Source organism: Nostoc sp. UHCC 0302 (assembly GCF_038096175.1).
In the GTDB taxonomy this organism is placed as follows: domain Bacteria; phylum Cyanobacteriota; class Cyanobacteriia; order Cyanobacteriales; family Nostocaceae; genus UHCC-0302.
In genome coordinates this window covers 6791983-6803923 of sequence record NZ_CP151099.1, presented here as the reverse complement: position 1 = coordinate 6803923, position 11941 = coordinate 6791983, and the positions used below count along the sequence as shown (strand labels likewise).

General features: G+C 40.6%; 11 protein-coding genes. All 11 read left to right on the top strand.

Annotation, left to right across the window (positions count from 1 at the left end):
- Positions 1–23 precede the first annotated feature (23 nt).
- The 11 genes from hpsB to ftsY all read left to right on the top strand — a co-directional run bounded on the left by hpsB (position 24) and on the right by ftsY (position 11288).
- Positions 24–737 (top strand): hormogonium polysaccharide secretion pseudopilin HpsB, encoded by a 714-nt coding sequence (gene hpsB / locus WKK05_RS29425; RefSeq protein ID WP_341526551.1) that lies wholly within the window; start codon positions 24–26, stop codon positions 735–737.
- 31 nt (positions 738–768) lie between these two features.
- Positions 769–1746, top strand: coding sequence for a hormogonium polysaccharide secretion pseudopilin HpsC (gene hpsC / locus WKK05_RS29420; protein ID WP_341526550.1), 978 nt, complete (start codon positions 769–771; stop codon positions 1744–1746).
- A 146-nt stretch (positions 1747–1892) separates the two neighbouring features.
- Complete coding sequence (locus WKK05_RS29415; protein ID WP_341526549.1) at positions 1893–2612, top strand: type II secretion system protein; 720 nt, start codon at positions 1893–1895, stop codon at positions 2610–2612.
- A 107-nt stretch (positions 2613–2719) separates the two neighbouring features.
- Entirely contained in the window at positions 2720–3679 is a 960-nt protein-coding gene (gene hpsE, locus WKK05_RS29410) for a hormogonium polysaccharide biosynthesis glycosyltransferase HpsE (RefSeq protein WP_341526548.1), read from the top strand.
- Between the two features lie 117 nt (positions 3680–3796).
- Positions 3797–4405: a prepilin-type N-terminal cleavage/methylation domain-containing protein gene (locus tag WKK05_RS29405; protein WP_341526547.1), complete on the top strand. Its 609-nt coding sequence runs from the start codon at positions 3797–3799 to the stop codon at positions 4403–4405.
- Between the two features lie 31 nt (positions 4406–4436).
- A complete protein-coding gene (locus tag WKK05_RS29400) occupies positions 4437–5105 on the top strand; it encodes a TIGR04282 family arsenosugar biosynthesis glycosyltransferase (RefSeq protein WP_341526546.1) in 669 nt (222 codons plus the stop codon).
- 225 nt (positions 5106–5330) lie between these two features.
- Positions 5331–6173: an HpsJ family protein gene (locus tag WKK05_RS29395; RefSeq protein ID WP_341526545.1), complete on the top strand. Its 843-nt coding sequence runs from the start codon at positions 5331–5333 to the stop codon at positions 6171–6173.
- Between the two features lie 125 nt (positions 6174–6298).
- Entirely contained in the window at positions 6299–7207 is a 909-nt protein-coding gene (locus WKK05_RS29390) for a glycosyltransferase family 2 protein (protein ID WP_341526544.1), read from the top strand.
- A gap of 568 nt (positions 7208–7775) precedes the next feature.
- On the top strand, positions 7776–8540 hold the full coding sequence (locus WKK05_RS29385) for a DUF502 domain-containing protein (protein ID WP_341526543.1): 765 nt from the start codon (positions 7776–7778) through the stop codon (positions 8538–8540).
- A 122-nt stretch (positions 8541–8662) separates the two neighbouring features.
- The gene (nusB, locus tag WKK05_RS29380) at positions 8663–9304 is read left to right on the top strand and encodes a transcription antitermination factor NusB (protein WP_341526542.1); all 642 of its coding nucleotides are present in this window, start codon (positions 8663–8665) and stop codon (positions 9302–9304) included.
- Positions 9305–9569: 265 nt separating this feature from the next.
- The gene (gene ftsY / locus WKK05_RS29375) at positions 9570–11288 is read left to right on the top strand and encodes a signal recognition particle-docking protein FtsY (protein WP_341526541.1); all 1719 of its coding nucleotides are present in this window, start codon (positions 9570–9572) and stop codon (positions 11286–11288) included.
- Positions 11289–11941 lie beyond the last annotated feature (653 nt).

Below are 11941 nucleotides of genomic sequence, written 5' to 3'. Positions count from 1 at the left end.
TAACCTACCTAAATTGCTGAATTATGGTTCATCACAAACAGCAACAAGCATCTTTATCTAGTCAATCAGGGTTCACCATTATCGAATCATTGGTAGCTATTCTAGTTGTTGCAATTTTACTCACAGCGATCGCACCTGTGATTGTCTTATCTGTAGCAACACGGGTGCAAGCAAAGCGTATTGAAACAGCCACTGATGCTGCTAAAAGCTACATAGATGGTGTTCGTTCTGGAACAATTACTGCTCCTAATTCTCCTATTACAAACAGTACAGATATAGCAGCCTACGCAGCTCCTACGGCAGGAAGCTTAACCTGTACGGCAAATGCTTACTGTACTTCACCTGCAAATAATTTGTATTGTGTCTCGTTGGATGGCAATAACTGTACCACCACTAGTACCAACAACTTTGTGATTCAAGCGATTCGCTATAACAAAGCTACTGTAACTAGTGGCGGAACTACTACCAATATTGTTGATCCTACAAAGGGGTATCAGTTGGGGATACGTGTTTACAGGGCAGATGGCTTTAGCAGCGATGGTGGCGTCCTGAAAAACGCACCTAGTAAGCAACCGACCTTCACAGGGGGAGGAGGCGATCGCAAAACACCATTAGTAGAAATAACAACAGAAATAACAAAAGGAGTCACATTTAGTGATTTCTGCGATCGTCTGCGACAACCTTCTCCAACTCCATCTCCTAGCCCTGCTCCCCCTGCTCAATCTCAATGCTCTTAAACTCTGCAACTTTAATGGAAAACTCAGTACTATGAGACCGCTTAAGTGGCTTTTAATTAATCAGCTAAAACATCCTAGAGCAAAAGGAAAAATAGATGGCTTTACTCTAATAGAGTTACTGGTAGGCATGATTATAGCTTTCCTTATAATCACGCCTTTGTTAGGATTTATGCTTAATATTCTAGACACTGATCGCAAGGAACAAGCTAAAGCAAATACTGAGCAAGAAATCAAAGCAGCACTTGACTATATTGCACGAGACTTGCAACAGTCAGTTTACATTTACGACGCTGATGGTATAGCTGCTATTAGGAGTCAGCTACCTAAGTCATCTACAGCGGATAAAAAAACATTTTTCCCTGTGCTTGTGTTCTGGAAGCGACAGTACATTCAAAATGGACTTACTGTTGCCACTGGTGTAACAGATGATACCTTTGTCTACTCTTTAGTTGCTTATTATTTGATTAAAGACAATGATCCTACATGGTCTAAGGCAGCTCGGATTGGGAGATTTCAAATCAGTAATGGTTATGGAAAAACTGATACGGAAAAAGAAAGCACTAGAGACCCTGGCTTTAAGATGTTTGACTTGAGTAACGAAGGAACTCTTAAGAGCAAAATGAATCTATGGACGCAGAAAAGCAGTGAGACCTACACCCAAGATATTTTGCCTTTAGTTGATTACGTCGATCAAACTACGATAAATACTACAACAAATCTCGTACCTCCCAGTTGTCAAGCTGATCCTAGTGTTACTGACCCTGATAAGCAACCACAGATGGTTCCAAAATTTTCTGGTAGTGGGGATGCTGTTGCTACAGATAACGTTAAAACACGAGGGTTTTATGCCTGTGTTAACTCAGATAAAACTGTAGCGGAAGTTTATTTACGTGGTAATGCCCTTGCTCGTATTCAAGAGCCAAACTTGGATTTTAATGAAAGTAGAAAAATATATTTTCCCCAGGCAAGTATACGAGTGCAAGGAATTGGGTCTTTATTTACTAAATAAGTAGGCTTATATAAATAGATATGTATCAAGACGGCTAATAACTAGTAGTTAGGCAACGAACTGTTAGTTAATGCCAATATCTTTACTTCGTTTAATTTATCTACTTAAAATTTTGAACTTGTTTAGCTAGTGAAGAGAAACCTGTTATGTATAGCCTAGTATTAGAGAAAATATTACATAAAATCCCTAAAAAGGTATTGACTGAAAAACCAGTTCGCTCTTCCCACCTTGCTCAAAAAAATGCTGGGTTTACCTTGATTGAACTTTTGGTAGTGGTAGCTATGATTGGAGTTTTGTCAGCCATTGCTGCTCCCAGTTGGGTTACCTTTGTCAATAGACAAAAGGTGAACAAGGCTAACAATGTTCTATTGTCAGCACTCCAAGAAGCTCAACGAGAAGCTAAAAAACGAAAACTTGGTTACAGTGTTAGCTTTAGAACTGATAACAACATTCCACAAATTGCCGTCCATCCCAAAGATTCTGCCCCCACTAACTATTGGCGTTATTTGGGCGGAGATTTAGGAATTCAGCCAGGACAAATAGTGCTTGGTACAAATCTTACTAATAGAAACATGACCGCAACCGCTAGCCCCATTCCTGTAGACTACCCCGTCGGTGCTTTCGACCCTAATTCACCAAAAACTATTACCTTTGACTACACTGGTGCTTTGGAGTTGCTAGTGAAAACAAATAGCAGTAGCATAACATCTGTGCAAAACGATAATATTGGTAATAAAGGCTTAATTGTGGCGGTAGCTGTCGCTAAAACTGGAGAACCTACTCAAGAGACTAATCTTAAGCGATGCGTGATTGTAAAAACTATCTTAGGTTCAGTACAAACTGAAAAAGATTCTAAATGTGACTAAAACTTTATAATATAAGTTTATCCATAAATTCAGTAAATCAACTGAATACTGTAAACTCATTTAAAGTTCAAAATTGATGTATAAATTGAGTTTTTATATGTAGGGCAATGACGATGCACGTTGACTTTACTGTAGCCATCCCAACTTATAACGGGGAAAGTCGTTTGCCTGAATTGCTGGAACGACTTATAAACCAACTTTACACTGAAAACTTTTCTTGGGAAATAATTGTTGTAGATAATAACAGCAATGACAACACTGCAAAAGTTGTGCAAAGCTATCAAGAAAAATGGCAATGCTCCTATCCCTTAAAATATTACTTAGAATTACAACAGGGAGCAGCATACGCGCGTAAACGTGCAATTAAAGAAGCCGGAGGTAAATTGATCGGCTTTCTAGATGATGATAACTATCCAGATTCAAGCTGGGTAGCAGCAGCTTATGCTTTTGGGCAAAAGCATCCAAAGGCAGGGGCTTATGGTAGCCAAATACATCCTATATGGGAAGTACAACCACCAGAGAATTTTCAGCGCATCGCTCCATTTTTGGCAATTACAGAGCGAGGTGATTTGCCTTTATTACATGAACCATCTAAAAAGCTACTACCCCCCTCTGCTGGACTGGTTGTGCGACGACAAGCTTGGTTAGAAAGCATACCCAATAAGTTTATTTTGACTGGTAGAGTCACTGGTAATATGCTTACTAGTGAAGACTTAGAAATGTTATCTTATATCCAAAAATTTGGGTGGGAAATTTGGTATAACCCGGATATGAAAATTTATCACAAAATACCAAGTTGGCGTCTGCAAAAAGAGTATCTGATTCCTTTTTTTCGAGGCATCGGACTTAGCCGTTACGTTACCCGAATGGTGAATATAAAACCTTGGGCTAAACCAGTGGTTTTTTTAGCTTACATGATAAATGATTTGCGTAAAATTGTTTTACACTTACTAAGATATCGTTTCAAGATTAAAACTGATCTGGCTGCATCTTGTGAGATGCAATTATTTTTAAGTAGTTTTGTTAGTTACTTTTATCTTTGGAAAAATGGCTATTTAAACAAATAGTTTTTATTGTTATAGACAGCAAGCATACTTTCCAGATTAGTAATTAATACTTTAGTGTATTTTTTTATAAAAAGTATTTTGGTGCATCTTCTATTTTTAGCTCATACAAAAACTTCATTGAAGAATCACTCTAGTAGTGGTTTTACCCTGCCAGAGATTTTCATCGTTATTGTAACAATTGGCATATTAAGTGCGATCGCGCTACCCAGCTGGCTAGCTTTTGTGGATATTCGTCGCCTCAACACTGCCCAACATGAATTTCATAGCGCCATGCGCCAAGCTCAAAGCCAAGCTACCAAGGAAAAATTGGCTTGGCAAGTTAGCTTTCGTGAACAAAATGGCATCGTGCAATGGACTATTCATCGAGCAGAAGCGGGAAAATTTATTCCTGATGCTGTTAAAAACAATGACAATCTATGGAATAAACTTGATCAGCATATTCGCATTGATAAAGAGCAAAATCAAAAAGGTGAAAACGAGACAACCCTACCGAAACAAACGTCACAGCAAGTCTGGCGAGTTATCTTTAACTACCAAGGTTGCCCCGTTTACAAAGTTGGAGATGAGTGTACCAAAACATCACTAAGAACACTAGGGCAAATAACGCTCTATAGTCAGAACGGTGGTAAAGTTAAACGTTGTGTTTATGTTTCTACGATTTTAGGGGCAATGCGAATGGGAAAAGACCACACTACACCCAACGCAAACAAAAAGTATTGCTATTAAAATATTTTTAGCTATTCAGATAAGGTATTGCGTGCTGAACTTACAAACAAGACCAAAACAGCACCTAATCATTTTCACCCGCTATCCAGAGGCAGGGAAGACAAAAACCCGATTGATACCTGCTTTAGGAACTGTTGGTGCTGCCAATCTTCAACGGCAGATGACAGAACATACAATCTTTCAGGTTAAAGAATTACAAAAGACAGCAGATATATCTGTAGAAGTGCGGTTTGCAGGTGGCGATTTGCAACTCATGCAAGATTGGTTGGGGTTTGGTTTGGTTTACCAGCCTCAAGGTGAAGGGGATTTAGGTTCACGGATGGCGCGATCGCTATTTGACGCTTTTCAATCTGGTGCAGAAAAAGTAATCATCATTGGTACAGATTGTCCTGGGGTAAATGCCAAGATTCTAGCTACAGCTTTTGAACAACTGCAAGTGTTTGATCTCGTTTTAGGCCCTGCAATTGATGGTGGCTATTACTTGATTGGTTTGCGGCAACATATCCCTGAGTTATTCGCTAACATCAAGTGGGGAACTGCTGAAGTATTCCAAAAAACTGTGGATATTGCTCAGTTACTTAATTTAAAATGCGCCTACTTACTTACGTTAGCTGATATTGATCGTCCAGAGGATCTGCCAATTTGGGAAAAAACCCTTGAGGATAAGTATAAAAATGTCCAAGGTGAGGTAATAAATTAGCCTTATCCTTTAGTATTTAGAGTTACATTGTATTTTATAACACTAGATATTTCTGAAGACAGCGGAGATTACAGATGCTACTGTGGTGTAGTTTCAAACTAAGAAGTAGATAATCTCAACTTGTCTAAAATATGCCTTGTGTTTCCATATATATAACAGTTACGGTCATGGGAACAATATTCAAGTAACTTTAAATATGACAATTACTCTGATTCCAAACCAATTATGGTTAATCGTTTTGCTTCCGTGAACACTGCCTTGATACTCAAGGTAGTTGGAATAATTTGCATTTTGTCCTTTTTTGTTGACTTTCTGATTCTGTTGTTACCCTTTCAACCAACTGATCGGGGATGGCAAATCAGTTTGGCAACAGCCCTAGTTGATCGAGGAATTGTTCCTCTGGTGGGCTTAGGTGTACTGTTTGCAGCATATTGGTTTGATAGTGCTGATACTGGAGGCGATCGCCCCAAAGGTATCGATTTAAGATTTCCCGCCCTCATCTTATCAAGTATTTTAGGGCTAATGTTCTTACTGATTTTTCCCCTGCACCTTAACAATGTGAATCAAGCTAAGGCTCAAACAGTCAATCAAATCTCCCAAGATGCAGAGCAGGCAGAAAATCAACTCAAAGGACAGCTAACACAATTGCAAGCACAACTGAACAGCGATCAAGCTAAGGCTCAGCTAGAACAATTGCGAAACCAAGCTAAAGCTCAGTTCACTGACTTGCTTAAAGATGACCAAAAATATAAGCAAGCACTTGAGAACCCTCAAGTTCCCGCTGACCAGAAAGAATTACTCAAGAAGTTTAAAGCAAATCCCCAGGAACTGGACAAATTTATCGCGCAGCGAACAGATCCTCAAGGACTGGCAAATCAAAGGCTAAACCAAATTCGCCAACGCCGGGACGAAGCAGAGAAACAAGCTAAAGATAACGCTTGGAAGTCTGGACTACGGATTGGGATTAGTAGTTTGCTGCTAGCTATTGGTTACATTATCATCGGCTGGACAGGATTAAGAAGCTTGGGTGCTTTACAAGGTGGTGGACGTAAAGCTGCCGCACGCTAGTCCACTATTGGTAGGGCAGTAGGACTCATCAAAAAATTTTTGGTGGCTCATACTGCCAAGTGCCTCATAGTTAATAACAATAAAAAGGTAATTAATACTTAGTTAAATCTTTATAAAATCTGGTAATGTTCTCAATTTACATATTGACATATAACGAAGAGTTAGATATCGCTGCTTGTATAGAGTCGGCGATGCTATCAGATGACATTATTGTCGTAGATTCATGCAGTAGCGATCGCACTGTGGAAATCGCCAGCCGCTATCCCATCCGTGTCGTCCAACACGCTTTTGAAAGCCACGGACGCCAACGCACCTGGATGTTAGAATCTATTCCCCCAAAGCACGAATGGGTCTATATTCTAGAAGCTGATGAACGCATGACCCCAGAACTGTTTGCTGAAGGCGAAACAGCAATCCAAAGTCCAAATTACATCGGTTACTATGTCGCCGAACGGGTGATGTTCATGAATCGTTGGATTCGCTACAGCACCCAGTATCCTCGTTATCAAATGCGCCTCTTCCGCCACGGTAAAGTCTGGTTTACAGACTACGGTCATACTGAACGAGAAGTCTGTGACGGCGCAACTAGCTTTTTAAAACAAACCTATCCTCACTACACTTCTAGCAAAGGCTTAAGCCGCTGGATTGACAAACACAACCGTTATTCCACAGACGAAGCTCAAGAAACACTGTATCAGCTAGAACAAGGAAAGGTTAGCTGGCGAGATTTATTCTTTGGCAAGTCAGAAGTTGAAAGACGCCGCGCCCTAAAAGATTTATCTTTGCGTTTACCTGCTAGACCATTGCTACGCTTTTTCTATATGTATTTTATCTTGGGTGGCTGTTTAGATGGCCGCGCTGGAATGGCTTGGTGTACATTACAGACATTCTACGAATACCTGATTTTGCTCAAAGTCTGGGAACTGAAGCATCTACCCAAAACAGCCTTAGACACAAAAGCGACTTTTACAGATGAGAGTACGCAACTGGTGCAACGCGGGGCTTCAGAAACTACACAAGTTGATATCGCTTAATAAAATTCAAAAACTGAAGTTTAGATCAGGGTAGCCCTACGTAGAACGGGGCAACTACAATTAGCTTTTCTCGTTTGATTGTCAACATTTCTTGCAATACAACATAAGTTGCACTACTCCTTGAGCTTTTATCCTTACTTGCTAAGAGTGCAGTACTACAGGGTGAAATTTCATAAATTAATTTTTTAAAAATATTTAATAGAATTTTTCATAAAAGCTGTTCTTATTCAGATGTAAGCGACTTACTAGACAAATCAACTCGTGAGTTCACCCAGTAATGCTTTCAGAAGCATTAGCAGCTTTTGATTGAGCGCGGTAGATTAGTAATACCTAAGAGGCTTGCAACAATGATTTACAAGTTTTATAAAGAAAAGTAACACTCTCTGAGACTAACTAGCCACCATCGGCTTGGTATTATCTCTACGTGTATGCTTATAGAAAAATAGCTGATTTCCAGCAATAGGCACGTGTTTTTGCAGTAGTGGTCAAGCTATCCGCTGTTTCAACACTTTGCCTGTAGCATCTTTTACCTCCAGTAAAGTCTTCGCGATTTGTCAGTTCTGCTGGTATGAATACCAATAATAAAAGTTTCTCTAGCCTAAACAAGGAGAATCGGGACTTGGTAATCGAACGCCTAAAACAGGATTTAAAAAACGACCTGATTGCTGGTTTGTTGGTAATAATTCCACTAGCAACCACTATCTGGCTAACGATTACTATTGCCAATTGGGTAATCAACTTTCTCACTCAAATTCCTAAACAACTAAATCCTTTTGATGGGCTGCACCCCATCTTAGTGAACATACTGAATTTATTGGTAGGATTAGCTGTGCCACTACTAAGTATTCTCCTCATCGGCTTGATGGCGCGGAATATTGCAGGGCGGTGGTTGCTAGATTTTGGTGAACGATTATTACAAGCGATCCCCTTAGCTGGACAGGTATACAAAACTCTGAAGCAGCTTTTAGAGACACTCCTAAAGGATTCAAATGGGAGGTTTCGCCGTGTAATTTTAGTAGAGTATCCCCGGCGGGGAATTTGGGCGATCGCTTTTGTCACTGGTGCAATTAGTGCTGAGATCCAAGCTCAGATGTCTCGCCCTATGCTGAGCGTTTTTATCCCCACTACGCCAAATCCTACTACTGGGTGGTATGCAGTAGTTCCAGAGGACGAGGTAGTGAACCTCTCAATGTCGATTGAAGACGCCTTTAAAATAGTTGTGTCTGGTGGCATTGTCGCCCCCAATACACCCCTAGTTTTAACCACAGTGTCCAAACTAGAAGTAAACCACGACGAAATCAAGCAGCAGATTATCCACGTTGAAGAAACTTAAAAATCCTTTGGCAAAGTCATACTCAGATAGATAACGTTGTTGTTTGACTGTGCCAAAATTGATAGGCTTATAAGTTTGTCCCTCCTGCTTAATCAGTTCTCGCACAATCACCCCTCAGTTTTATGCAACCTCGTAAACCCCAGCAAATTGCTCGTGAGTTAGCACTTTTAAGCCTTAGTCAGCTGCCAATCAATCCGAAAAAATTGGATAAATTGCAAGATGACCAACTAGTATCCAAGTTGGTACTAGGAGCAGTACGCACTCTGACCACAGAAGTGCAAGATACCCTAGACAATGCTGCCGGTGAATTGCAACGTAGTAACGATCGCCTTTTAAGTAGCCAAACACGGGCTTCAGACCTGAATACTGCTAGAACAATGCTCCAAGAAGCGATCGCTTACACCCAAACAGCAATCAATCAGCTAGGTACAGCAGTTGATTTCCCAGAATTGATCCAGCTAGCTAATCAAGACAAGGGAGTCCGCAATTACGCTAAAGAGATTGTGATTGTAGTCAACGAAAATCGGAACATTATCGATGGACTGCTTTCTAATGCCTTAGTGGATTGGCAAATAACCCGCCTCGCCCAAATTGACCGAGATATTTTGCAAATTGCTGTGGCAGAAATGAAGTTCTTAGGAGTTCCAGAAAGCATTGCCATTAACGAAGCTGTGGAACTAGCCAAACGCTACAGTGGAGACGAAGGTCATCGATTTATTAACGGTGTTTTACGCCGAGTCACAGAGCAGAAACAAACTGCATAGTATTTCATCCTCACTCCCGAAACTACATGAATGCTAAGTCTGGAATTGAGAGTGAAAAAGAACTAGCTGCGTGCGGAGAGAATTCTGATTAGAGGTTTCCTCCGCTTGTAACTGGGGAAATTTCCTACTGTTGAGCAGACTGATGCCTAGAGGTGAGGTGAGGATAACCCGGCAGTTTTTACTCCAAGAAAGAGTCCAAAGTTAAATTAAACTCATAACTTATAACTGATAACTTATAACTCACATAACAACTAATACTGCTGCAATGGTTTTTAATTGGTTCCGTCGTCAATATAACGATTCCTCTAATATCCCCTCTGAGCAAGAACAGCAAGAAACTCCTCCGGCAAAAGAACCCGAACCAGAGCCAACCCAAACGTCAACAGTCGCAGAAACTGCACAAGACACAGGTGCAGATTTATTGGCATTTGCTAAAGCGGCTTATAAAAATATTCAACAAAAACAGCAATCCCAGCCAGTAGAAACTTCGGCTGATTCAGCATCTGTTGAAGCGCCAATAGAACAACCTGAAACCGCAGAAACGGCAACGCCTGAAGTAGAAGTAACTGAGGAACCTGCTGCGATAACTTCAGAAACTACAACTACGCAGGTAACTGAAACAACACAGCCAGAAGCAGCAGATATTGCCGTTGTTCCCACAACTACTGAAGAACCTGCTATAGATGAAGATACTACAGAAAACTCCTCAGTTGCAGCAGTTACTAATGAGCCAGATGTCTCCGGTCAAGAGGTAACGGTAAGTGAAGTTGAATCAACACCCACCGAACCACTGTCCACGCCAGAAACAACACAGCCAACAGTACCAGCAACTTTATCCTTTTTAGAACGAGCAGCAGCAGAACGGCAAGCCAAGCAGGAACGACTGATAGCTAGTGCGATTGAAGTCCCAGAACCGGACGTAATACAGCCAGTAGCTACAACTACGCCAGAGACCACAGAAGAAATTCCCGGACTGACATTTGATGAAGGGTTTGTCTGGTCAGCGGAAGTCTTAGCAGCCCAAGGTAGACGTCCTGAAGACGTTTCTATTGAAGAAATTACTTGGCTGAAAAAACTGCGGCAAGGGTTAGACAAAACTCGTCGTAGCATTCTCAACCAACTCAAGGCGATTGTTGGTCAAGGGCCACTCAACCAAGCGGCTGTGTCAGAAATTGAGGCATTGCTGCTGCAAGCTGATGTGGGTGTAGAGGCGACAGACTTGATCATCAGTGCCTTACAGAAAAAACTGCTTGAAGAAGTTACTGCACCAGAAGAGGCGATCGCATTCCTGAAGAAAATCCTGCGGGATATGCTAGATGCACCAAGCAAAACAACCCAAAAATTTAGTTTGGCTCCAGAAAAAGACATCCTAAACATTTGGTTAATTACGGGGGTCAATGGTGCTGGTAAAACCACCACTATCGGTAAAATTGCCCACCTTGCACAGAAATCTGACTATAAATGCTTAATTGGAGCAGCAGATACCTTCCGCGCTGCGGCTGTGGAACAGGTAAAGGTTTGGGGTAACAGAAGTGGTGTAGAAGTCATTGCTAATCCTGGCAAAAATACAGATCCAGCAGCAGTGGTATTTGATGCGATCGCTGCTGCCCAAGCACGTCAAACACAGTTACTTCTGATAGATACTGCTGGACGACTGCAAAACAAGAAAAATTTAATGGATGAACTCAGTAAAATCCGGCGAATTATTGATAAAAAAGCTCCAAATGCCAAAGTAGAATCACTTTTAGTTCTAGATGCCACTTTAGGTCAGAATGGATTGCGACAAGCTGAAGTATTCTCCCAAGCTGCCCAACTAAGTGGTGTAGTATTAACCAAGCTCGACGGCACTGCTAAAGGAGGTGTTGCCCTTGCTGTTGTGCAACAGTTGGGTTTACCCATTCGCTTCATTGGTGCTGGCGAAGGAATTGAAGACCTGCGTCCCTTTTCCAGTTATGAGTTTGTTGAAGCCCTTTTGAGTGGTTAAATGACTAGTTGAAAAATCTATAGTTCAAATTTTAGTTTGACAAACTCAATAAATTTAGAACTAATCGTTCTGGTCTGCTCATTTGAACGTATCGTGGCAGTCCCTACCTTCAACGTACCCGTAAGGTAGGGATCAGAACTGTTTATTGGAATAAAAACCGCTTAAATGCTTGCTGTACATCATCTTGAGCCTATATCAAAAATTTTTAGTTTTAGACAAGAGGGAATTTTAGTAGCTTCGATGCCAGATGTGAGTTCTAGTTATTTTTTTAGTAAGCTAAAATACATCTTTAGCAATTTAAAATTCGCTAAATCAGAGATTTAAAATGGAAAAACTTAGTTGCGGCAAGCATCGTAGCAATTATAGGTATATTAATTAAATATTTGAAAGATTATTTGCATATTTTCTACTTTGGGGATATTGTAAGTCTGTTTTCTATAAATACAAGGGTGACATAGGTGCTATACATATTCTTAACCAAAAGCTACTCTACCTCCCGGCTTATTATGCCCAAACACTTACACTCAAAGGTTTAGCGATTATTAGTTTACAAAAGTATTTTTCTGACTATAGATGTATGATTTGCCAATTAAGTTATGAAAGAATAAAAAGCTTTCTAGAGCCTCATCGAAAATACTGGTTTTTTCAGGTTG

Coding starts and splice junctions, on each gene's coding strand:
- WKK05_RS29385 (WP_341526543.1), top strand. CDS start 7,776: ATGAATACCAATAATAAAAGTTTCTCTAGCCTAAACAAGGAGAATCGG.
- WKK05_RS29415 (WP_341526549.1), top strand. CDS start 1,893: ATGTATAGCCTAGTATTAGAGAAAATATTACATAAAATCCCTAAAAAG.
- hpsB (WP_341526551.1), top strand. CDS start 24: ATGGTTCATCACAAACAGCAACAAGCATCTTTATCTAGTCAATCAGGG.
- WKK05_RS29395 (WP_341526545.1), top strand. CDS start 5,331: ATGGTTAATCGTTTTGCTTCCGTGAACACTGCCTTGATACTCAAGGTA.
- nusB (WP_341526542.1), top strand. CDS start 8,663: ATGCAACCTCGTAAACCCCAGCAAATTGCTCGTGAGTTAGCACTTTTA.
- ftsY (WP_341526541.1), top strand. CDS start 9,570: ATGGTTTTTAATTGGTTCCGTCGTCAATATAACGATTCCTCTAATATC.
- hpsE (WP_341526548.1), top strand. CDS start 2,720: ATGACGATGCACGTTGACTTTACTGTAGCCATCCCAACTTATAACGGG.
- WKK05_RS29390 (WP_341526544.1), top strand. CDS start 6,299: ATGTTCTCAATTTACATATTGACATATAACGAAGAGTTAGATATCGCT.
- hpsC (WP_341526550.1), top strand. CDS start 769: ATGAGACCGCTTAAGTGGCTTTTAATTAATCAGCTAAAACATCCTAGA.